The organism is Microbulbifer sp. MLAF003, from assembly GCF_030012965.1.
Taxonomy (GTDB): Bacteria; Pseudomonadota; Gammaproteobacteria; order Pseudomonadales; family Cellvibrionaceae; genus Microbulbifer; species Microbulbifer variabilis.
This window is the reverse complement of record NZ_CP120232.1, coordinates 3,854,973-3,878,753: the sequence shown is the minus strand read 5'-3', so window position 1 is coordinate 3,878,753 and position 23,781 is coordinate 3,854,973. Positions and strand designations below refer to the sequence as shown.

Annotated in this window: 12 protein-coding genes and 1 pseudogene; 4 read left to right on the top strand and 9 right to left on the bottom strand. The window is 46.1% G+C overall.

Features of this window, described 5'->3' with window-relative positions; all coding sequences use genetic code 11:
• Nucleotides 1-35 precede the first annotated feature (35 nt).
• The 3 genes from P3339_RS18480 to pepQ all read right to left on the bottom strand — a co-directional run bounded on the left by P3339_RS18480 (nucleotide 36) and on the right by pepQ (nucleotide 3,591).
• Nucleotides 36-1,487, bottom strand: a complete 1,452-nt coding sequence (locus tag P3339_RS18480; RefSeq protein ID WP_282953623.1) for an amidohydrolase family protein — start codon at nucleotides 1,485-1,487, stop codon at nucleotides 36-38.
• A complete protein-coding gene (locus P3339_RS18475) occupies nucleotides 1,447-1,863 on the bottom strand; it encodes a hypothetical protein (protein ID WP_282951489.1) in 417 nt (138 codons plus the stop codon). The genes P3339_RS18480 and P3339_RS18475 overlap by 41 nt, the downstream gene beginning before the upstream one ends.
• Nucleotides 1,864-2,289: 426 nt before the next feature.
• A complete protein-coding gene (gene pepQ / locus P3339_RS18470; RefSeq protein WP_282951488.1) occupies nucleotides 2,290-3,591 on the bottom strand; it encodes a Xaa-Pro dipeptidase in 1,302 nt (433 codons plus the stop codon).
• Between the two features lie 83 nt (nucleotides 3,592-3,674).
• On the opposite strand from pepQ, the gene purU reads away from it, so the two are divergent.
• The 4 genes from purU (at nucleotide 3,675) to P3339_RS18450 (ending at nucleotide 10,470) form a co-directional block, all read left to right on the top strand.
• Complete coding sequence (gene purU / locus P3339_RS18465; RefSeq protein ID WP_282951487.1) at nucleotides 3,675-4,514, top strand: formyltetrahydrofolate deformylase; 840 nt, start codon at nucleotides 3,675-3,677, stop codon at nucleotides 4,512-4,514.
• Between the two features lie 591 nt (nucleotides 4,515-5,105).
• Nucleotides 5,106-5,837, top strand: a complete 732-nt coding sequence (locus P3339_RS18460; protein WP_020412128.1) for an AraC family transcriptional regulator — start codon at nucleotides 5,106-5,108, stop codon at nucleotides 5,835-5,837.
• A 392-nt stretch (nucleotides 5,838-6,229) separates the two neighbouring features.
• Nucleotides 6,230-9,037, top strand: coding sequence for a TonB-dependent receptor (locus tag P3339_RS18455; RefSeq protein WP_282951486.1), 2,808 nt, complete (start codon nucleotides 6,230-6,232; stop codon nucleotides 9,035-9,037).
• 101 nt (nucleotides 9,038-9,138) lie between these two features.
• A complete protein-coding gene (locus P3339_RS18450) occupies nucleotides 9,139-10,470 on the top strand; it encodes a glycosyl hydrolase family 18 protein (protein WP_282951485.1) in 1,332 nt (443 codons plus the stop codon).
• Nucleotides 10,471-10,723: 253 nt separating this feature from the next.
• Here the strand turns inward: P3339_RS18450 and P3339_RS18445 are convergent, their stop codons facing one another.
• The 6 genes and pseudogenes from P3339_RS18445 to P3339_RS18415 form a co-directional block, all read right to left on the bottom strand.
• Entirely contained in the window at nucleotides 10,724-11,068 is a 345-nt protein-coding gene (locus P3339_RS18445) for a hypothetical protein (RefSeq protein WP_157533367.1), read from the bottom strand.
• A 112-nt stretch (nucleotides 11,069-11,180) separates the two neighbouring features.
• Nucleotides 11,181-14,072 carry an aminomethyl-transferring glycine dehydrogenase gene (gene gcvP, locus P3339_RS18440; RefSeq protein ID WP_282951484.1) on the bottom strand — a complete coding sequence of 964 codons (2,892 nt, stop codon included), beginning with the start codon at nucleotides 14,070-14,072 and terminating at the stop codon, nucleotides 11,181-11,183.
• Nucleotides 14,073-14,815: 743 nt separating this feature from the next.
• Complete coding sequence (locus tag P3339_RS18435) at nucleotides 14,816-15,811, bottom strand: hypothetical protein (protein ID WP_282951483.1); 996 nt, start codon at nucleotides 15,809-15,811, stop codon at nucleotides 14,816-14,818.
• Complete coding sequence (locus P3339_RS18430) at nucleotides 15,736-16,077, bottom strand: MFS transporter (protein ID WP_282951482.1); 342 nt, start codon at nucleotides 16,075-16,077, stop codon at nucleotides 15,736-15,738. Before P3339_RS18430 ends, P3339_RS18435 begins: the two co-directional genes overlap by 76 nt.
• A 238-nt stretch (nucleotides 16,078-16,315) precedes the next feature.
• A pseudogene (locus P3339_RS23610) lies at nucleotides 16,316-20,575 on the bottom strand (condensation domain-containing protein); the annotation flags it as partial.
• 18 nt (nucleotides 20,576-20,593) lie between these two features.
• Nucleotides 20,594-23,770: a non-ribosomal peptide synthetase gene (locus P3339_RS18415; RefSeq protein ID WP_282953621.1), complete on the bottom strand. Its 3,177-nt coding sequence runs from the start codon at nucleotides 23,768-23,770 to the stop codon at nucleotides 20,594-20,596.
• Nucleotides 23,771-23,781: the final 11 nt, after the last annotated feature.

Below are 23,781 nucleotides of genomic sequence, written 5' to 3'. Positions count from 1 at the left end.
TTCGCTTCTGTTTTTTCCGCTACTGTTTTTTTCACTTACTGGGACTTGGCGGCTACTGTAGTAGTGTTATTTAATTCAAATGGCACTGAAGGGTGGAAAGGTTTAATACCCAAAGCTGTGTAAAGCTCATCCGGGCGATACATATTCTGCCCCTCGAGCACCAGTGCAGTGCGACGCAGCGCGGTGATATCCTCGAGAGGATTTCCCTCCAGTAAAACCAGGTCTGCATTTTTCCCCACCGCAATACTGCCAGTGTACTCGTCGGCCCCCATAACCTGCGCCGGTACCAGGGTGGCCGTGCGCAGCACATCAATATTGGGAATACCGGCTTTGGCATAGAGCTCCAGTTCACGTAACAGGGTAAATCCGGGGATACCATCGGAGCCCGCTACCATAGTGACCTTGTGCTCGTGTAGCTTGAGCATCATGGCCAGCAGGGCTTCCGCTGAAAGGTCGTAGTCATCCCGGTGTTCCGGCTTCACATCCAGTTCGGCTCCAATAAAAGCGCGCTGGATATTCACTGGAAGGTGGTCGGTAATATCGGCAAATTCAGGATCTACTTTGCCCGGTTGGCGCAGTAACATCGAGCTGAATACGGTGGTGGTTGCGTCTACGACAGTGCCTTTCTTGGCTAGCTTATCCAGGAAAGCAGCCACTTTTTTGCTATCCAGATCCAGCTCGTGGGCGTGCTCCCCGATTTCTGTAAAGCGCAGTCTTTTACGGGTATCTATCTTGCCCATAAAATTCAGGAACAGCATATTGATATGCTGAATTTCATCAAAGCCCGCGTCCACTGCCTCTTCGGCGGTCATAAATGCAGGAATATGACCGGACAAACGCATACCATTTTCGTGGATATGCTTGGCTAAGGGAGCGATCCACTCGGGCTCCATTGAGCTGTAGGTTTTAATTTGCTGATAGCCGCGATCCGCGTACCATTCGACAATATCCTTGGCTTCTTCCAGGCTGTCTGCAGTCTTGCCCATACGCATGGCATTTTCGCTTTCCCGGTCCATAAAGCCCGCGCGGAATAGGTCGCCGCCAATGATTTGCTCTGACTCAAACATCCCTTCAATACGCATGATACTTTCATGGGTATTACCGATGTCGCGAACATTAACAATGCCAGCGGCCATATTCAGAACACCATCGGTAGGGGATAAGTGGGCGTGCATATCCCAGAGGCCGGGGATCAGCGTATGATTACGGGCATCAATGGTGGTTGCCCCGTTGGCTTTGATCGGTTTTTTACTGATTTTTGCGATCTTTCCATCTTTGATCAGAACATGCTGCTGTCTCTGTAGTTTGCCAGATTCAACATCAACCAGGTTGACGTTGCTGATCAGGATGGGTTGGATTGATGTGTGGGTATGTTTCTTGGCAATACCTTGCAGGTACTGGTCTGCGGCTGCGACTTGCCGGGTTTTCAGTTCTTCGAGGTGAGATTTATCCCAGCCTTTGCGCAGGATGGCGAACCACCCCCTCATCGGAGGCAAATAAATCCCCATTGTCATCATACCAGGCGAGATCTGGGGTAAAGCCCAGGCCACTTACGCCGTAAAGGTGGACCGTTTTCTTTTTCTCGCCTTGTTGCAGGGTCACTTTATCAAGCTTATGGAGGCGTGCTTTTCCCTGCGGCAGTAAATCAATATTTTGATCTGCATCGGCAATCAGTGCTTTTACCAATTGCGTCTGTACGGCAAGGGTGCTGTTCTTGGGAATATAAAATTGAGCTTCGGAAGTTTTTGCACTGCCATGTTCATCGGAACCTTTCCAGCGAGCGACACCATTTTCCAGGGAAAATTCTTCGCTGACTGGAGCACCAAATGGGCTGATCCCTTCAATGGATAATTGCTCGGGCATTGCCGCCTCACCGATAGTGAAGCTCTCCTTGAGGTTTAGGCGACGGTTATTCCAGCCGAGCTTTAATTCACCAGATACCTTTGTTCCATCCTGGTGAATAACTTCAGAGCCCGCAATGCCCTCTTTATCGTAAAAAATATACTCGATTGATTTTGCATAAGCGCTATTGGCTGCGGCTAGAATTGTGGCTGCGATAAGCGTTGTCAGTGTTTTTTTCTCATGAACTGTCCCTTTTCTTGTTGTAATACCGGTGATGGACTTTGGCTTCTTTTCGGTGAGGGGGCAAGCAGCTTAGGGGCGCAAGCGGCGAGAGGAAAAGCGGGAGCGGTAGGGCGTTCTTTAATGTTTTAACTTTCGGAGTAAGGTAAAGGTATTGCGAGAGCGCTTACCTGTAAGCACTCTCACAATATTGCTTTAGTCTATGAACTAAGGGTTGCGAGAAAGGTTTTCGTTGCCGGTTGCGTGTACGACAATATTGTCTTCAATACGCACGCCGCCATAGGGGCGGAAGCTGTCGACCTTATCCCAGTTAACCTCGGCAGCGAGGTCTGAGTCTTTCAGCTCTCCCAATAAGCTGTCGATAAAGTAGAGTCCCGGCTCGATGGTAAATACCTGGTTCTCCTCGATAGCTCGGCTGGTACGCAGGAATGGGTACTCGGCCGGTGGGGGTGTCGTGCCTCCATCGGGGCCGGTCTGGTGACCGCCGACATCGTGTACCTGGAGGCCGAGGAAGTGACCCAGGCCGTGTGGCAGGAATGGGCGAGTTAAGCCGGATTCCACAGCACTCTCGGCAGAGGTTTTGATAATGCCAAATTGGGCCAACAGCTCCCCCACGCTTAAGTGACACTGGCGATGCAGTTCCGGGTAGGGCAGGCCAGGTTTGAGGCCGTCCACCAGCTGCAACTGCTTTTCATCCATAGCTGTCACCAGCTCTGCGAACTCGTTATCGGCATAGGCGTAAGTGCGGGTGATATCGGAGCAGTAGCCATTGCAGTCGGCACCCGCATCGATCAGGAAGCTTTTCAATTGCGACTCAGGCAGGCGTTCGGTAGACAGGTGGGTGTAGTGCAGGATTGCGGCGTGTTCATTCAGGGCAACAATATTGCCGTAGGGCATACGGTTCTCGCCCTGGCCAGCAGCGCCCAGGTAGGTCTGGTTGATTTCAAATTCACTGGCACCACTGCGGAAAGCCTGCTCGGCGGCCCGGTGGCCATTGACCGCAATACGGTTCGCCTCACGCAGGCAGGCGACCTCATAAGGCGTTTTATAAGCGCGAGCCCAGTGCAAGCGGTTGATCAGAAGCTCCGGATTTTCCTCACCCAGTGACCAGCCTTGCAGCTTCTCGCTCTCGCCGATAAAAGCGGCATTCTCTGGGCTCAGGAACGCCTGGGCATCGGCCGGCTTGCTCAGTAGCTCGATATCGTAGAAATCGCTCCAGAAGGTCTGGGGTGCCGGCGGTACATAGTGCCAAAAGTCTACTGGACGGTAGAACAAAAGCTTTGGCTTTTGTCCGCGCTGATAGATAACCCAGCTGTGGGGATTGTCGGTAATGGGAACCAGTGCCTTAAAGTGGGGATTCACCTTAAACGGGTAGTAGTTATCGTCCAGGAACTGCACCCTGGGAGCGCCACTGAATACGTTGAGGATTTCAAACCCGCTCTGCTCGAGGATTTCATCGTAGCGGCGGCACAGGGTGGCCATATGATCGGCGTAAAGGTTTTTATCCATGTTCTCCCCAAAATGGATCGCTGAATCTATAAGACGGCATAGTGTATAGTCTGATGTCTGGATATTTGGCCTGAAATTCGACCATGGAAAAGAAGATACTGCTGACCGACTGCCCTGATGATAAGGGGCTGATCGCGAAGATTACCAACATTTGCTACAAGCACCAGCTCAATATCATCAAGAATGACGAGTTTGTAGACCGGGAACAGGGGCGCTTCTTTATGCGTACCGCCCTTGAAGGGATCTTCAATGATGCAACTTTCCTGGAAGATCTGGATATGGCCCTACCTCAAGGTGCTGAGCGGCGCCTGGTTTCGACAGAGCGTAAGAAACGCCTGGTGCTGATGGTTACCCGTGAGCCTCACTGCTTGGGGGATATACTGATGAAATGCTATTCAGGTGCTTTGGATGTGGAAATCACAGCAGTGATCGGTAACCACCCTGATCTGGCGAGCCTGGTACAAAAGTTTGATATTCCCTTCCATTGCGTGCCTGCGGAAGGGATGGATCGTGTGGCACATGAGCAACAGGTTGCTGCGTTGGTAGATGAGTACAACCCGGATTACCTGGTGCTGGCCAAATATATGCGTGTACTCACTTCTGATTTTGTAGCCCGCTATAGCGGTCGCATCATCAATATTCACCACTCCTTCCTACCTGCCTTTATTGGAGCAAAGCCCTACCAGCAGGCCTATGAACGTGGTGTGAAGATCATTGGAGCCACAGCGCACTTTGTTACTGATGACCTGGATGAAGGGCCGATTATTGAGCAGGATGTCATTCATGTAGACCATGCTTACTCCGCAGAATCTATGGCAGATGCCGGTAGAGATGTTGAAAAGCTAGTACTTTCCCGGGCCCTGCAATTGGTTTTGCAGGAGCGGGTATTTATCCATGGGAATAAAACCGTAGTGTTTAAATAAGAGATGAAAAAGGGGGCTGAGAGGCCTTTTAGCTGAAATGGTGTATAAATTCAGAGGACAGAATGGGAATGAATAGTACCCGGATTCACAAATTTCCACCCAGACAGAGAACAATAACAGGTCTACTATTTTTTTTGTTGCTTTCAGCTTGTTCTAACCATGGGCCTATTCCCGGGATGGTGGAGTCTTTTCAAACTGAGATAGCCCCCAATGGCGCCAAGCGTTTTACATTCAGCATAAATCGAGAGCGACGTGATATACCTGCGCCTGTTGTGGCGAATACCAGCCCTCAGCGGCGAACGCAAAATGAGTCAGTGAGAAAAGTGGGTTCGACTCGTCGAGTTGAAAGTTACTTTGATTGGGCCCTTGAACAAAAGATGTTGGAAACAGGTTTTTGTACGCAAGGGTATTTTGAGATTGAACGTACTATTTCAGAGTATGGTGGTGAAGTGCGTGGGGAGTGTAGAGAAGGAGCGTTTTAGTGCTTTTTCTGACTTTCGTTCTCCAGATTAGGTTTATTGTTTAAAGAGGGCTTTTTAGTCAGTAGTAAAGCTTGGGTTTCGGTTAGTACTAAAAATGTAGATAAGAATAATGAAGTACGAATCAATTTTAGAGCAAGTCTCTACTCAGCAGATCATTGCAGTATTTGATCTTATATCAGATATTATTTTTTGGGTAAAAGATGAATCCGGCTATGTGGTGCATTGTAACCGGGAGTTTATTGAGCATGTCGGATGCAGATCCTTGCATCAGGTAGTAGGCCGCTCAGATATGGACTTCTCCCCTTCTTATCTCGCTAAAAACTATATGCGTGATGATAAAAGGGTGATGGCAGGAGAGACTATTACAGATCGGCTGGAATTGAATATTGGTAAAACAGGCGAGTTAGTTTGGTTTACGACATCAAAACGCCCATTAAAGAGTGCCAGTGGAGAAATCATAGGAACCTATGGCGTAGCTCGAGATCTTAAAGAGACAGTTAAGACTCTCTCTAGAATGGATAAACTTAAAAGGCCAGTTGAATACATAAAAAATAACTATAGCCAGCCAATTGCAGTGGAGGATTTGGCAGAGGCCGCGAGTTTATCGGTGAGTGCATTAGAGCGGCGTTTCAAAAAATATCTGGATAAAACACCTATGCAATTTGTTCGGGAAGTCAGATTAGAGAACTCTCGCCGTATGTTAGTGGAAACGCAAAGCCCAATATCTGAAATTGCTTATCGGGTGGGATTTACGTCGCATAGTTACTTCAGTAGACACTTCAAAGGCATGTTTGGACAGCTTCCAGCAAATTATCGTGATGAAGTTCAGTCCAATATATAAAGATCAATTAAGCTGAGTATCCTCTGCGACTCTGGAGAGAGTATTGCGTTATCCTTTCCTGTTGAGTTGATAGCCGCCCATTTCATTCATTTCCGAAAATTCTATACCTAAGTTTGACATAGGTTTTTATTCTTAAAAACAAACAGTTAGCTGACTGTTTTTGGCTTTCTGTGACTGTTTATTTTTTTCTTAAAATCTAAGACGCCGATTTTGTTTCATTAGTGTCCCAGTATTGATTACCTCTTCATCAGGGTTTTTTTTAGGGTTTTAGTGCTCAACAAATGAACTGTCTTTTTGGGGTTTAGGGTCCCCTGACAGTTTTGCGTCAGCCCTCCACTTGGGGGCTGGCACTTTTTGAATCTCGGATAAAAAGAATAGAAAGTTGGGACGCTATGAAATCAATCAATAAGAATAGTCTAAACAAGGTTAAAATTCGGAGTAAGGGGCTTAAGCGCAAGACTATAGCCTCCGCTATTGTTCTAATCATTAGTAACATGGCTAATGCAGAAGAATCCTCCGGTGAGGATAAGCCGATAGAGCACATCGAGGTAATTGGCATCCTTGAAAGTAACACCAGAAACTTGGAGATCAAACGAGATTCCAATGCCATTGTGGATGCGATAACCGCAGAAGATGTAGGCAAGTTTCCGGACAAAAATGTTGCAGATTCACTTCAACGTGTACCGGGAATAACAATTACCCGCAGTGGTGGTGAGGGTAGTAGGGTTAGTATTCGTGGCACCAGTGCTGAGTGGACCTTGACCCAGTTAAATGGAAATTACATTGCAACCTCCGATGGAGGAGCACCATCTCGTAGCTTTAATTACACTTTGTTGCCTTCCAACATGATCAGCAAGGTAGAAGTCTATAAAAGCCCAGAAGCTAGAATTGATGAAGGGGGAATTGGTGGAACAGTTATTCTGCACAGCCGTAAACCTCTGGAAATGGAGTCTGGAGAGGGCGTTATTACGACTGAAACCACTTATTCAGATACCAATGAGCAGTGGGAGCCGCAGTATAGTGCTTTTTACTCCTGGAAAAATGAGAGTGAAACCTTCGGTATTCTGGCTGGCTATACCAAACAGGACAGAACTGTAACCTCTATTGAAAACTACGCGAGCCATTGGCGATTCCACTCAGACACGGTTGAAGGTGCCGAACGCCCGGCAATTGTTGACCAGGAAACTGGCGAAGTTTACAACAATGTTTGGGCGCCCAGGGCTATGGGTATTGGTAATCATGAGCAGGATAGAGCCAGGGATGGTTATCAAATTACCACTCAATGGCGGCCAACTGAGCGCTTGGAATTTTCTCTGAACTATTTCGGTTCCCAGTTGGGATACGATACCCGTAGTCAGAACCTCACCTTAGCTGAATGGAATGATAACCATAACCCCTACTTTGGCGTTGAGCTCGAAGGGGACACCGTAGTTACCTATGGCAACGGTGATAACGGCCTGCTAAATGCGAATAACTGGGGAGATGCTGATGTCAATGGTGGTGTCGAGGTAGAGCGAGGTTTAATGTCTCCGCAATTGACCGGGCAGGATAGCTACGGTGAATCAGAATCTCATACCTTCGACCTCGAAATTCTTTATGAAGGTGACTCTTACACAGCAGCAGTAAATATTGGACGAAGCTCTGCAAAAGGTGGTGTCTCCGAAAGAATCATGGCAAATATGGATGCACGTTATGGTTCCGTAAATAGTTGGTTGTGGTCTATTGCCGATGGGGAACCTAACTACGAAATCTCTACAGATCTCACCTCGGATCAAGAGGCCTATCCATACTATGACTGGTTTAGTTCTGACGCTACCCAAAATCGGGACAGAGAAGATTATTATCAGTTTGACCTGGGGTTTGACACTAATTGGGGAATAGTCAACAAAGTCTATGTCGGTACTAAATATCGGGATCATGAAGCAAAGTCCCTAAGAGATACTTTCTTGTGGGATGACGGTATCTCGGATAACGGTGGTTATCGTGGGTGGTTATCGGGTACAGAATGGTTCCACAACCCGGATTTTCATCCAGATACTTCGATCTTACTTGGTAGCGACGTAATCGATAATAGCGCAGGCGATACCGGGGCTATTAACTATCTACCTTTTGATATAGATGCGCTTAAAGCCTACGTGAGTGATAATTTCACCCGGACTGTAGTTCCTGTGTTATCCGGTACCTATACCATCGAGGAAAAAATATTTTCTCTTTATGCCCAGGCGGACTTTGAGTGGGAGGCTTTCCGGGGTAACCTTGGTGTCCGCTATGTTAATACAGACCTAACTACCTCGACATACGATGACATTATTGGTCAAGAGACAGATATTACCAGTGCAAATAATAGAAGTGCTGATAGTGAAAACTTCCTGCCAAGTTTAAATATTGCCTGGGATCTAACTGATGAGCTGGTATTACGATTTGCTGCAGCAAAAACTATGTCTCGAGTCAGTTATGCTGACTTGGGGCAGGCTGAGTCATATGGCCCTCCTGTAAATATAAATTCACCGGATTCTTGGACCGGACGTGGGACCGGTACTTCCGCAAATACTGGACTAGAGGCGATGCTTTCCAATCAATTCGACCTGGGAATTGAATGGTATTACCTTGATGGTTCCGCACTTGGAGCAACATTATTTAGTAAGGATATTAGCAATCTTCCTATAACTACAACTGAAGTCGTATTGCGTGAGCACAGTTGCTGTAATGGTCCCATTGAAGTCGATATGACTACAAAAACAGGAGGTGCTGAGGCAACTTCTAGAGGTGTTGAACTATTTGCACAACATGCGTTTGAAAGTGGTTTTGGTGTAATGGCTAATTATACCTACACTGACACTAGTACTTCGGGAGTATTTGTTAATGGTGTAGAAACTGAAGCAGAAATTCCTGGAACGGCAAAGCATCAATACAACCTTTCCGGTTACTATGAAAACGATTTGTATAGTGTACGAGCATCTTACAATTGGAAGGATGACCGGGCTGGAGGGCTTCATCAGGGATATAATTTGTACGACAAAGCCTATGGGCAACTTGATCTTAATGCCAGCTATACCTTTAATGAAAACCTCAATTTCACGGCATCTATTATTAATTTAACAGAGGAAAAGACAGAGGGGTTCTGGAAACAGGAAAACAGGATGACTTATTATAATTACTCTGGTCGCCGATTATATATTGGTGCAAACTATAAATTCTAACACCTCGTTGATCGTAGTATTGGGTGTAGAGCATACGCTCTACACCATTTTTTTAACTTGAGATGTTAGGCTATAAAATTTACAGAACTACATAATAAAAAATGAGAAAAGATATGAAGCAACCAACACGTAGAGCAATGCAAGCTGTTTGCGCCACCTTCCTATTTCAGGCTGGTGCGTACGCAGATATTGAAGTGGTCAATTCGGATGTCTGTCCCTCGGACGCTACAACAGTAAGCTATTCTGAAGCGCTTAATTATCCTGATGAATTTTGTGGTCTTCTCAATAGTGGTGATTTAGTCGGCCTATCAGGTGGGGCTTCAATCGAACATCTGGGGGCCAATTGCCAATTGACGGGTAATGACAGTCGCCAAATAGCGAAGACATTATGTAAGTCTGAACCTTCAGCACCACATGTTGTGAGTGGAAGCAGTTGTTCATCCGATGCAGACCCGGTTACCTATCTTGAGGCACAAATTTATAAAGATGAGCTGTGTTCGGTTCTGGGGGACTGGGAAATTGCAAACCTTGCCGATAATGCCTCCATGGATGGCAGTGGATATGGGTGTGGTTCACGCAAGAATGAAATACGTGAGCTGGGCTCAACACTGTGTAAATCTGATACTCCTCAGGAAAGTGGATCTGCTCCGAAAGTTGCCTACATAGAGGTTAACAGTAATAACCTGGGCAATGCGGGCTGCTTTACAGAGAGCGATGGTAGTCAGTTGTTCGATATAGCTGTTATCTTCGCGGCAAATATTAATTACGATGGCCAGAAAGCTGTTTTGCATTTCAATAATCAAGTGTCAGACCTGCTCAATAACAATTTGAGTACAGTGCAAGATTTACAAAACAAGGGTACGAAGGTGGTACTCAGCGTTCTCGGAAATCACCAAAATGCAGGTTGGTCCTGTTTTGCCGATGAGCAGTCCGCTGATGACTTCGCGCAGCAGCTCAAAGATGCCGTGGATCAATATGGGTTGGATGGTATTGATATTGATGATGAGTACTCGCAGTGCAGCCAAACTTATTCTGACTCCTTGGTAAAAGTGACTAGTGCATTACGAGAGAAGATGCCTAACAAAATTATTTCTAAAGCACTTTGGAGTGATACCGATGCTTTTCAGGCTGAATGGAATGGGAAGAAACTGGGCGACCAATTAACTTATGGTTGGGAGATGAGCTATTGGTTGGGCTCAAGCTGTACTTCACGAATTCAGAATTACTTAAATTTGGGGGTCGATAGATCCAAGTTGGGTGTTGGCGCTTCTACTGTGTTGAATACTGCTTCTGCAGCGAGCGCTTTAGCATCGTGTAATGAGAATAATAATCTTGGTGGCGGCACTATGATTTTTAATGTGACTAAAGATTCTAGCAGCTATCTTTCTACAGTATGGCCAGGTACTTCAGAGATCCCTAATTGCCTTAAGTGATTATATAAACCCTGGCTGAGAGCCCCGTGGGAATTGGCATTAGTCGATGAAGCGGGGTAGGTCTTAAAAAAAATGGAGATTGAAAAGTAGTTCAAGGGAGTGAAAAAGGTGTACTCAATTATTGACTCTGGTATTTATTCTAAAATTACTATGTTGGGTCAATTGTCATTTCTTTGAGTCAAGCGGGGGTAGCCTGATATCTTTTTACGTTGGTAACAGCAGTGCTTCCCCTACTCAGTACTTAGAAACAACTTTACGAAGCCATTACTACCTTGCCTCCCTCACAGATGGCCCCATTGTTTGGCCGATCATACCAAAACTTAATTGGTATTCGAGCAGCATGAGCAGCTAGAACTACACTTTGAATTTGTTTAATGGACTCGTGAGTTACGCCTTGGGAGTTCCCTACTTCAATATAAATACGTTTGCCACTTCCATCTGTACATGCGGAATTAAAAGCTTGTGGAAAATTAATTTCCAGCCTCCCATCGGGTAGAACACCAACAGTTTCTGGAATCTGGTAGCTGGGCATAGCTACGCTTGCTAATGATGGACTTGATATAGCCAGGAAGGATAGACCGATCACAGTTTTCTTCACTTCGACTCCTTTTCGTGTAGCTTTATAGATTAGTAATTTTTGATTGTGCTTAATGATATAGAAAAGCGGGCATATAGCCCGCTTTTAAATCCACCTGTGAGAGTGTTGGATTTTACTCGGCGTAGCTCTCGATCGGAGGGCAGGAGCAGATCAGGTTGCGGTCGCCGTATACGTTGTCGATACGGTTGGCAGCCGGCCACACCTTGTGTTCTTTTAGCCACGCTGCCGGGCGCGCAGCGATATCACGGGAATAGCTGTGGGCCCACTCTTCGCTCATGACGTCCTCAAGGGTGTGAGGGGCATTGTGCAGTGGGTTGTCCTCAGAAGAATATTTACCGCTGGTGACATCTTCCACTTCCTGGCGAATTGTTGCCATAGCCTCGATAAAGCGATCCAGCTCACCCTTGGATTCACTCTCGGTAGGTTCGATCATCAGGGTGCCGGCTACCGGGAAGGACATGGTAGGGGAGTGGAAGCCAAAGTCCATCAGGCGCTTGGCGATATCCTCTTCAGTGATACCGCTAGCTTCCTTGAGCGGGCGCAGGTCAACCAGGCATTCGTGGGCAACAAAGCCATTGGTGCCGGTGTAGAGCAGGGAGTAGTGCTCACCCAGCTTCTTGGCTACGTAGTTGGCGTTCAGGATTGCCATCTCAGTAGCCTGCTTCATGCCCTGCTTACCCATCATGCGGATATACATCCAGCTGATCGGCAGGATGCTGGCGGAGCCCCAGGGAGCAGCGGAGATGGTGCCGTTATCCAGATTGGTTTCCGGTACTTCAGTCACCGGGTGGGCCGCCAGGTAGGGCTTCAGGTGTTCGCCAACAGCGATCGGGCCCATGCCGGGGCCGCCACCACCGTGAGGAATACAGAAAGTTTTGTGCAGGTTCAGGTGGGATACGTCACCACCGAACTGGCCCGGCGCGGCGACGCCGATCAGGGCGTTCATGTTGGCGCCATCAATATAAACTTGGCCGCCAGCCTGGTGAACCAGATCGCAAACTTCGCGGATACCTTCTTCGAACACCCCGTGGGTGGATGGGTAGGTGACCATCAGTGCGGCAACGCGGTCGCCGTGCTCTTCTATTTTGGCTTTCAGGTCTTCGATATCCACATTGCCTTTATCATCACAGGCAACCACAACCACTTTCATACTCACCATCATGGCGGATGCTGGGTTGGTGCCGTGGGCAGAGGCGGGAATCAGGCAGATGTCGCGCTGGGTTTCGCCCTTCGCTTCGAAGTACTTCTTGATAGCAACCAGGCCTGCGTATTCACCCTGGGAACCGGCGTTGGGCTGCAGGCTCACCGCATCGTAACCGGTGCAGGCGGACAGCATCTGCTGCAGCTGGCGGAACATTTCCGCGTAGCCTTCCGCTTGATCTACGGGTGCGAAGGGATGCAGCTTGCCGAACTCGGGCCAGGTGACCGGGATCATCTCGGCTGTGGCATTCAATTTCATGGTGCAGGAGCCCAGGGGAATCATGGAGTGATTCAGGGCGATATCCTTGGCTTCCAGAGACTTGAGGTAGCGCAGCATCTCGGTCTCGGAGTGGTAGGTGTTGAACACCGGGTGGGTCAGGAATTCAGTATCGCGCACCAGGGAGGCGGGTACACCCAGAGAGCCCTTGCTGGCAATTTCGCTGTCCAGAGTATGCAGATCGATGCTGTGTTCGGTGCCGATAAAGGCATTGATCAGGTCGGACACATCCTGCAGGGTGGCGGTCTCACTCAGGCTCACACCCAAGGCGTCTTCACCAATTTTACGCAGGTTGATCTCAGCGGTCAGGGCGCGCTGGTAAATCTCTTCCTGCTTGGCGCCAACGGTGATATTCAGGGTATCGAACCAGCTGTCGTGGGCCAGATTGAAGCCTTCCTGCTGCAGGGCGGAAGCGAGAATATCTGCCAGACGCTGGATGCGGGCAGCGATGGTTTTCAGGCCTTCAGGGCCGTGGTAAATCGCATAGAAAGCGCTCATTACCGCCAACAGCACCTGGGAAGTACAGATGTTGGAGTTGGCTTTCTCGCGGCGAATATGCTGTTCGCGGGTCTGCATGGCCATGCGCAGGGCACGCTTGCCTTTGCTGTCGACGGAAACACCGATAATACGACCCGGTGCGGAGCGTTTGTAAGCTTCGCGGAAGGCGAAGAAACCGGCGTGGGGACCACCGTAGCCCATGGGGATGCCGAAGCGTTGGTTACAGCCAACAACTACGTCTGCACCCATATCACCCGGTGCCCGCAGGGCTACCAGGCTCATCAGGTCAGCGGCCACGGTTACCAGGGCGTTGGCTTCGTGTACTTTGGTAATAATGTTAGTCAGGTCACGTACGCGGCCGGTGCTGCCGGGATATTGCAGCAGGGCACCGAACAGCTCGGCGGGGATATCTTTTTCCACATCGCCTACAACGACCTCGAAGCCGAAGTGCTCGGCGCGGGTTTTAACGACGGCGATGGTCTGCGGGTGGCAGTCCCGGTCCACAAAGTAGACGTTGGATTTGTTGCGTTTGACCTGGCGCTTACACATGGCCATGGCTTCAGCTGCTGCGGTACCTTCATCCAGCATGGAGGCGTTGGCCAGTTCCATACCGGTGAGGTCCATAATCATCTGCTGGAAGTTCAGCAGGCCTTCCAGGCGGCCCTGGGCAATTTCCGGCTGGTAAGGGGTATAGGCGGTGTACCAACCCGGGTTCTCCAGCACATTGCGCAGGATCACATTGGGGGTAATGGTGTCGTGGTAACCCATACCTATAAAGGTGCGGTAGATCTTGTTGCGCGCCGCAATATCTTTCAGCTCTGCGAGGGCCTCCACTTCATTGGTCGCATCGGCCAGATCCAGCTCATCGGTCTTGCGAATGGCTTCGGGCACGGTTTTCTCGATCAGCTCTTCGAGGCTGGCAACTCCGAGGGTTTCCAGCATGGCCTCTACCTGTTTGGCATCGGGGCCAATATGGCGATGGATAAAGGCGTCGTGTTGTTCCAACTGCTGCAGCGATGGTTGGGTCATAAACTTCGTTCCTGTAGTCGCAGGGAGTCGTCGCGGTGCGCTCGCGGTTAAAAATAGCACCTGGCCTCGGTACCGCTTTTCCTGTGGAAAGCCTCGGGCCTCCGCATTGCGGATAGGCGAGGGTAACGCTTGGGAGAATCGGTTTGCTGGCAGCCCCAGTGTTGCAATACGGAACCAGAGGGGAAGCCGGGCCATAGCGGCAGGCGCGCATCTTAGCAATCGGCGCGAGTAGGGGCAATCTGCGGGTTTTGGGCGGGGAAACTGCTAAATTTTGGCGCAAAAAGTGGGTTAAATCCTGTGAAATGGGGGCTGGGGAGATTTTGTTCTACATATGGCTGAGCAGATTTGAAGTCTGCCTATTTCACTTTTAGACCGCTCAATGCTAATGGAATGCTGAATGCCGTGCTTCTTCCCTACATTTTTTCTTTTTTTCTCAATAAGCACACCATCTCAGCTCCTTCTACAGATTAGCCAACACCTTATTGAGAGCGACGTATCAGCCACCAAGAATTGCGATATGGGTGTAGTCAAAGCGACCATAGATGCAGCTTATGGAATGAGGCTTGTATTAGATGTCGTTTAGCCCGGGTGCTGAATCTTTAAATCCACGAATGACCGGTTATCTGGGGTGAGATAAAGGAATGTTCAAAATAGAAAGAAGTTTTGACGATATAACCACCCTAAGGAATTCAATCGCTTTCCTGCAAGTAGGTAATCCCCCCGAAGGGGGATGAGACTGGACGCTAACCTTGCTCTATCATTCGCCTGTCTTTGGCTATTACTTTGGGGTTAAATTCCGGGCTCAAAAATATACAACTGCCACACAGCCCCATGGCTGCTAGCAATAACCAGGTATTGTTCAATCCTATTACGGCTGCGCCAAAACCACAAACCAGTGAACCAATAACACCGCCAAAGCGAGTTGTTAATGAAAAGATGGAATCAACAGTTGACCTGACTTCGTCCTCCACTGCTTCATGTTGTAACTGGGCAGAGGCAGAAAGCCCCAGACCGATACTAAAATTAAACAATAAGAATAAACTTACAAACAGTAACAAATCTCCAGACAGCGCCAGTAACATCACTAAAGATAATTTTATCAGGCTGGCTATCAAAAGTACTTTCCCCAATTGATGGTTCAAAAATTGAGTCATCCAGGTAGTAATTCTCGCTGACAGACTGCCTAATAGCATGATCAATGCCATTAATAATCCGTACAGCCAGCCCACGGACATATCGCCTGATAAGGTCTCTAAGCGTACCGGCCAATATTTTTCGATAGCACTGGCTATTGGAGTCAGTAATATAACAGTCAACAACAAGCGCCATAGTGATGGCGAGTAACAGGCTTTAATACCTAAACTGAGCTGGCTGGGTATTTGACTGATATTTGAAAGTCGAAAACGATCAAATACACGATTCTCTCTGATCTTTGTCTTGGTGAAGGCGAACAAGAGTAAACTACTTAGCAACGCCAAAAATATAAGTCCCCGATATAGATCCAGATCATGATGTCCGAAATATTCCCCACTTCCTACGACCAAGGCGCAGCATAGTGCACCTAGGGCTCCGATGAGTCCGGCACGAGTCGCGATACGCGCAAAACCCTCCTGTAGACTCATTGTACCTTCAGCTTGGTTAAAGCATTCTACAAACCAGGCATTTAAAGATCCTGAAAATAATGCCTGACTAGCTCCCCAAAAAACATCGCCACCAAGGCTCCATAGAAACTTTGCCAAACCAATAGCACCACGTAACAAGTCATAGCCATTGTCAAAGAGACTAAGTATACCTTTTTCCGACCGATCTGATCCGCCAAGCTACCAGTAGGTAATTCAAAAAGCATCACTGACAACCCCATGACTGCCAGTATCATCCCCAGCTGCGGCATAGACATACCCATAGCTAAAAACAAAGGCGTTAATATAGGCAATATTAAATAGGTGGAGAAAAAACCCCATCCCATTTGAAATCCGTATAAACGGATTAATTCTATTCGCTTCATAAACCCATCCTAAGGAACCCCTGAAAAACTCTGTAATACCCCTGAAAGCCCCGGCGGATATCAGTTGTAGGGCAATCATACTTAATGAAACATATTCAAGTATTAGAGAGATGTTGGAAATAATTTAGAGATTGACTGAATTTAAACATAATTTTAAGGCTCTACCAGAATCATAATTTCCTGTTTAGGGAATTCGTACTCTGTAAAAGACGAATCCCCCCTGGAAAAATCAGGTTTACATTTCTGTAGTTTGAGCTTCTGGTGCTAGATACGTTTGTTGTCCAGTAGATAATTTACGGTTAATTGCCATGGCTATAGTATTCAGCGTCTCATCTTCGATCATGACCCGCTCGTGTTTGGCTTTAATAGAAATATAATCGCAATTTAATAACAGATCTTCGAACCCATTTTTGGGTGTTGAGAAGCCCTTTTTAAATACGCCTTGAATGTCAATATAGTCATTGATCAAAGCAAGGGTTTGTGTCGGGGTTGCTTCATCAGAGACACTGCTACCTTCAAAGAAAATCGCAGGTCCGCCATAGGGGTGGAGTGATTTAACATATTCGGCATAAAATAGAAATGTATCAACCATTTCCGCTTCAAAACGGCCACATTCGAGTAATCTGGAATCTTGTTTTATAGTATCAATCATAGTTTGTTCTATGGTGATTACTACAGGATCAATTAAAAACAACATTTCAACTTGCTCCCCTAAAGCTTCCAGCTTTTGAGCAATACCGAGAGAAACCATGGCTCCTTCGCAGTAGCCCCCCAGAAAATATGGTCCACCCGGCTGCTTTTTACGTATCACGGCTAAATAGTAATCAATCAAATGGTTCAATCTAATTTGTCGACCGCTGTACACCTGTATGTTTTCCAATAATTGGACCGGACGATCGATATCAAGCTTTTCCACCAGTGGGATAAAAGTTTCTGGCCCTGCTGCCGCAGGAATCAAAAATAAACCAGTTTTATTACTATCACCATTGAAAGTCATAAATTTTCTAAACTCATTATAATCTTTCAAAAAGTCAACAATTTCATTTTCTGTGCAGGATGAAAAGTTAGGTATAGATTGTGATTTTATCTTTTCTGCCAAGCCCCTAATGGTTGGTTGTTCATTAAGTAATTTAGGCGAAACCCGGATATTACTGCGACTACAGTGATGATAAACTTTAAGTAGCAATATTGAGTCTCCGCCTAAATCAAAGAAATTGTCAAGTACACCTATGGTCTCTACACCTAATAGCTTCTCCCAAATTAAGCACAACTCGCGCTCTAATTCATTTTCTGGTTCAACATATTCTGCTAAGGTGGTAAAATTGGGAAGTGGCAGTGCGTTTCGATTTAGTTTTCCGCTAATTGTCAACGGCAAAACGTCAAGCAAAGTAAAGGTTGTTGGTATCATATAGGCAGGTAAGTGAACCGAAACAAAAGCTTTTAACTCATCAATAGTTGATTCTTGTTTTTCACTTAGAACCACATAAGCAGCAAGGTACTTATTCTCTTCTTGGCACCTGTCTATTACTACCGCCTGCTGCACCCTGGGATGTTGTGCAAGAACAGCTTCAATTTCGCCTAATTCAATGCGATAACCCCGGATCTTCACTTGAGAATCATTTCGCCCCAAATACTCCAGCTCGCCATTAGGTAACCAACGGACTAAATCACCAGTTTTATAAAGTCGAGTATTAACCTCGTCCTCTGGTGAAATAAATGGATTTTTAATAAATTTTTCAGCTGTGAGCTCCGCCCTATTGAGGTACTCCCTGGCCAATCCTGCTCCCCCTATATGTAATTCACCCGGGGCACCGATAGGTAAAGGTTTTAATCTACTATTGAGAACATATGCCTTCATATGTTTTAAGGGCCGCCCAATGTTGGAACGGCTGGTATCTTCATCGACTGTCAGCTCTTTGTAAGTTGCAGTCACGGTTGTCTCTGTGAGGCCATACATATTTACCAGCCTAATTGACTTACTACCATTGGTATCCCACCACTCTTTAAGTTGTTCAATATTTAATTTCTCCCCACCCAAAATCACCAAGCGAAGTAATTCAAGAGGTTCACCAGTGAACCTCAATGTATCAACCAGGGCATAAAATGCAGCCGGCGTTTGGTTTAACACCGTCACTTGCTCTTGCTGACACAGGCGGACGAATCCGGGAAGGTCCGTCTTGATTTCGGTTGTTGGTACTACCAGCTTTCCGCCTGTGGTCAGGGCTCCCCAAAGTTCCCAAACACTGAAGTCAAAGGTATAGGAGTGATATAAGACCCAGGTATCGTTATCATCGAAGCTCAAATCTGCCCGGGTGCTTTCTAACAGCCGCATCACATTTTCATGAGTTTGTAGCACTCCCTTAGGTTTGCCTGTCGTACCTGAGGTATAAATTACGTAAGCCAAATCTTGAGGCTCAATATCGCTGACAGGTATGAGGCTGACGTCATCAGCTAAGGGTACAGAGGCATCTGCAAATACTAATACGGGTGTTAGCTCAAGTTCGCCAGAGAGTGCCGTAAAGGTACCAGTGTATTTATTGTCGGTGATGACTATGGGTACTTCAGTATCCTGGAGGATATACAAGGTTCTGCTTGATGGGTAATTGGGAGAGATGGGTACGTATGCGCAACCCGTTTTAAGAATTGCAATAATACTAATCACCATTTCCATGCTATGATCGAGGAAAATACCGATCAGCGTGCCGGATTTAAGGTGCTCTCCATATGCTGATTGATAATCAGCCTGGAGCTTTAAAGCGAGTTGGTTAGCTCTATTATTTAATTGGTCATAACTTAACGTTTGCTGCTTAAAAGTTAACGCGGGTTTATCGGCAAATGACCTAGCCTGGATTTCAAACAATTGGTGAAGACATAAATTTTGTGGGGAGCATGGTGTGGTTTTGACCCAGTCAACCAACAAGGTTTTCCTCTCCTGTTCACAAATCAAGTCCATATCGGCAATAGGTTGCTGTACATCAGCAACTATCTCCGCCAGTATCCTTTGATATAAAGTGGAGAATCTAGTAATTGTCTGTAGGTCAAATAAACTAGTAGAAAAATTAATAAAACCGTCAAGTTCAACCTGCCCGTCATTAATATGTAAACTTAAATCAAATTTAGCAGGGGAATACTCTTGATTATACTGCGTGCCCTCTTGTGATTCGTCATCTGAAAGTCCTTGGTTAAGCTCGCTTAAGGACTGCTGAGTAAATGGAAGGTTTTTATCTTCTTCGCGGATCTTCGACGAGGTATTCTCTAGGCTGAATACGACCTGAAACAGAGGATGACGGGAAGGGTCCCGTTCCACATTAAGCAGTTTAACTAAGCGTTCAAAAGGTAGCTCCTGGTGAACTTTGGCCCCTAGAACAAGCTGATGAACTTTATCTATCCATTGTGCAATTGTGAAGCTCTCATCTATTTCTCCCCTTAACGCTAATAGGTTAACAAAAAAACCTATCACGCCCTGAGTTTGTGCATGGTGACGATTTTCTGACGGTGTGCCGATAACTAAGTCTTTCTGGCCGCTTAAAGTCGAAAGTAACAGATAAAAACCGCTAAGCATTAGACTATACAGTGTTGTCTTCTGTTCTCGGGCTAACAGTCTTAATTGGTGTGAAAGCTTTGTATCCAAAGAAAATTTCAAAATCTGCCCACGGTAATCGAGTTGGGGCGGACGTGGTCTATCTGTGAATAAATGAAGTGAGCTGTAACCATTCAGTTGCTCAAGCCAATAATTCTCTAGATTTCGTAATTCTTCTCCTTGTAAAAATGCTCTTTGCCATACGGCATAATCGCTGTACCGAATGTCTATCTGTGCGAGCTGTGGCTCCTGCCCAAGACAGTAAGAAGAATAGGCATGAGATAATTCGGTAAAAAAATCTGTGCTGACCAGCCGTCAAATGCAATATGGTGCCAGACAAAAAGTACAAAAGCTCCTTGGGGAGAATCAAGTCGAATAACCCTAAACGGTCTTCCTTTGGCCAGGTCAAAGTCCTGCTCTATGGCTTCTTGCAGCCCATTTAACAGAGCAGCATTGTCCTTTTTTGATATACAGCGAATAGTTAAGGGGGTATCAAGGACCTGCTGGTAAGCATCACCATTTTCATGAAGGCGATAAATGGTGTTGAGTATGGGATGGCGCCTAACCATATACTGAATGGCATCTTCTAATGCCGGGTAGTTAATATCAGCGGATAGTCGAATCAGGTGCGGGATATGATAGGCATTACTTCCTTGCTGCCACTGATGAATAAATAATAACCTTTCCTGGGCAAAACTAAGTTCAGACTTCTCTTCGGGTGTGGAAAATATTATCCTATTGATAAAGTCGCCTTTACTGTAAATATGATTAAATTTCAATAGGCGAGTTAATGACGACTTTTGCTCTTTGATTAACTCTAATAGATCGCTGTTCGATAAATCTTTTTTACTGTTGAGGCGCAGTTGTTCTCCATCCAGCCAAATTGCGACTTGATTGGTTTTTATTTTGCTGATTAATTGATTCATTTTATTATCCCTATAAGACCATCTCAAATTCTTGAGTTTCGTCCTGGTTTGATGCTGCGTCTTGCTGTAACGAAGTACTTAATTTTTCAATCGTTTGATTTGCAAATAACATTGCTAGTGGGATGTCTATACCAATTATCTGGCGACTTTTGGCCCCAAGACTGATGGCTTTGATTGAATCTCCTCCGATACTAAAGTAGTTATCGCGGATACCAACCTGGTCCAATCCCAAGACTTGTTGCCAAACCTCGCATAACTGGCGTTCAAGTTGCGTACGTGGTGCCAGATAATCAGTCTGGGAAACAAGTTTGGGATTTGGCAAGGATTTTTTATCCAGTTTACCGCTTAAATTGACAGGTACTTTATCAATCCAGTTAAAGCTTGTCGGAATCATATAGTCGGGCAATACCGATGTTAATGTAGCTTTTAATAGATCAAGATCTTTGGATTCCTCGGAATCTGGTACTAAATAGGCTGCCAAGTATTTTTGATTTTGATATTCATGATCCGTTACTACCGCTTGCTTAACTCCTTCCAGGTCATTTAAAGCCGCTTCGACTTCACCTAACTCAATACGGAAACCTCTAATTTTGACTTGTAAGTCATTGCGACCGATATAATCCAGCTCACCGCTGGGTAACCATCTGACCAGATCGCCAGTTTTGTAAAGTCTGGTATAACCTCTGGCTTTATCTTCCTCGCTGGCAAAGGGGTTTTTTATAAAACGCTCTGCTGTCAGTTGAGGTTGGTTCAAATAGCCCCGGGCAAGGCCGGCTCCGCCTATGTGCAACTCACCAACGGCCCCTATTCCTAATAACTGACCTGATTTATCGAGGACATAGCTTTTGTTATTGGCGATGGCCCTGCCTATGGGGATCTGGTTGTCTTCTGATTGAGGTGGACAATGATATTGATGGCTACTGATAGTCGCTTCTGTAGGTCCGTAGACATTAATGAGTTTATCCCCCAAATCACCGGCCAGCTTGGTTGAGGTCACTTCGCCACCCGAGATGACTCGCTTCAAGCCATGCTTTTCCCCAAGCTCCAATGCCAGTAGGAGACTGGATGGTGCATCCAGGTGAGTAATGGACTCTTGCTCAATCAACTGCTCAAGATGGCTAAAAGACTGGATATCGGCTTCACTGGTAATTACTAGCCGCGAACTACTAAGCAATGCGATAAATATTTGCTCTATTGAGGCATCAAAAGTGTAGTTAGCCAGTAATAACAGAGACTCATCAGAAGAAATCTCATACGCTTTTATATTATGCTGCATCAAATTTACGCAACTACGATGCTCAATCATCACACCTTTAGGCATGCCAGTGGTACCGGATGTATAAATCACATAAGCCAGGTCGGATGGTGATGTCAGCGCAGGTAAATTTTCTCCACTTATTGCTTCATTCAGAAGTAACTCTTGGGTTACACAGAATATGAATTCTTGACGTTCAAGACCGATGATTTTTCGGAGTTTATCCTCAATACTCTCTCCTGTCAGGATCATCGGGCATTGACTGTCAGATATGATATAACGCAGGCGCTGCTCGGGATAATCAGGAGAAAGCGGCAAATAAGCTCCACCGGCTTTTAGTACTGCTAAAATAGCAATGACCATATCGATACCGCGTTCGAAATATAGTGAAATAAGGGTATCTGGAATTATCGATTGCCCGTAGGCTGATTGATATTGTTTTGATAGGATACGGGCCAGGCGGTTGGCCCTTTCATTAAGTTGACGATAAGTAATCCGCTGCTGTTCAAAGATCAGTGAAATGTTATTTGGCGTTTGCAGGGCTTGCTGTTCAAATAAACCATGTAAGGTTTGCCCCTCAGGGAAGTCAATTCTAGTATTATTCCACTGACCCAGGATTAGTTGACGTTCAGTTTCACTAACTCGGTCAATCTGATCTATACATAACTTCGGTGTTGCCAACAAACTTGTGAGTAGGTGTTGATACAGGTTGGCAATGCGAATAATGGTATTTTCATCAAAAAGGCTGATTGCATAATTAAAAGTTGCAGTAATTTCCTCACTACCATCATTTAAAAATAGGCTTAAATCGAAAATTGCCGGTGAATAAAGAGAAGTTTCTCCATCAAGTTCAGAGGGTAAAAAAGGAAAATTTTCATTAGCATTTTCTTTCTGAACAAAGCTCTGTACGCCGAACATGACTTGGAAAAGTGGGTGGCGCGAGGTATCACGTTCAACATCAAGTGCCTCGAGCAGGCGTTCAAAAGGCAGTTCCTGATGCACTTTAGCCTGAGTAACGGTCTGATGCACCTGGGCTATCAAATCCTTTACAGTCATTTTAGTATCAAGAATAGTTCTCAATACTAGAGTGTTCACGAAAAATCCAATCAAGTCTTGAGTTTGGGCATGGTGACGATTATCTGAGGGTGTGCCTACAAGAATATCTTCCTGCCCGGATAAGGTTGCGAGGCAAAGATAAAACCCAGTTAGTAATAGGGTATATAAGGTAGTACCTTCAGCTCTTGCAAAAGCGCGTAACTGCGCTGACATATTTCTGTCTAGGATAAAGTGATAGTGCTTACCTCTTTGATCAGCCTTTGGCGGCCGTGGATGATCTAGTGGCAGTGCCAAGGGTTCATAACCGGACAACGTTTTTTGCCAGTAATTCAGCAGATTTTCCAGTGTCTCACCTTTGAGATGGGCTCGTTGCCAAACAGCATAATCATGATATTGAATTTCCAGCGACGGTAATGATGCTTGCTGCCCCTCACAAATAGCATGATAGATTTGTGAAAATTCTTTAATGAAAATGCCAGTAGACCAGCCATCAAAAGCAATATGATGCCAAAGAATCAACAAGTATCGTTGTTTTCCTAACTGGTACATATGTAAGCGGACGGCACCCTCATGGTTTAGATCAAAAGGGTGATTATTTTCCCTTAGCAGGGCAGCCTTCAATTGAGCTTCATCATTAAGCTGGTGCTTGTTTATTTTTATCTCCCTGGGCTGAACTTCTTGTAGGCTGACACCATGTTTGTCAGTGTAATAGATACTGTTGAGTACAGTATGACGTCGTACTACCTCACATATTGCCCGTTCAATATTATTCAGCGATGCCTGCGGCTTGAGCCTGACTAAGTAGGGAATATGATATGTACTTGCTCCGGAGTCGAATTTCTCGATAAAGAATAAACGTTCCTGTGAAAAAGACAGGGGATAAGGGC

Excerpts from the sequence above, each read along its gene's own strand:
- P3339_RS18450 (WP_282951485.1), top strand. The coding sequence starts at position 9,139 with ATGAGAAAAGATATGAAGCAACCAACACGTAGAGCAATGCAAGCTGTT.
- purU (WP_282951487.1), top strand. The coding sequence starts at position 3,675 with ATGGAAAAGAAGATACTGCTGACCGACTGCCCTGATGATAAGGGGCTG.
- P3339_RS18430 (WP_282951482.1), bottom strand. The coding sequence starts at position 16,077 with ATGAAGCGAATAGAATTAATCCGTTTATACGGATTTCAAATGGGATGG.
- gcvP (WP_282951484.1), bottom strand. The coding sequence starts at position 14,072 with ATGACCCAACCATCGCTGCAGCAGTTGGAACAACACGACGCCTTTATC.
- P3339_RS18460 (WP_020412128.1), top strand. The coding sequence starts at position 5,106 with ATGAAGTACGAATCAATTTTAGAGCAAGTCTCTACTCAGCAGATCATT.
- pepQ (WP_282951488.1), bottom strand. The coding sequence starts at position 3,591 with ATGGATAAAAACCTTTACGCCGATCATATGGCCACCCTGTGCCGCCGC.
- P3339_RS18475 (WP_282951489.1), bottom strand. The coding sequence starts at position 1,863 with ATGCCCGAGCAATTATCCATTGAAGGGATCAGCCCATTTGGTGCTCCA.
- P3339_RS18455 (WP_282951486.1), top strand. The coding sequence starts at position 6,230 with ATGAAATCAATCAATAAGAATAGTCTAAACAAGGTTAAAATTCGGAGT.
- P3339_RS18480 (WP_282953623.1), bottom strand. The coding sequence starts at position 1,487 with ATGAGGGGGTGGTTCGCCATCCTGCGCAAAGGCTGGGATAAATCTCAC.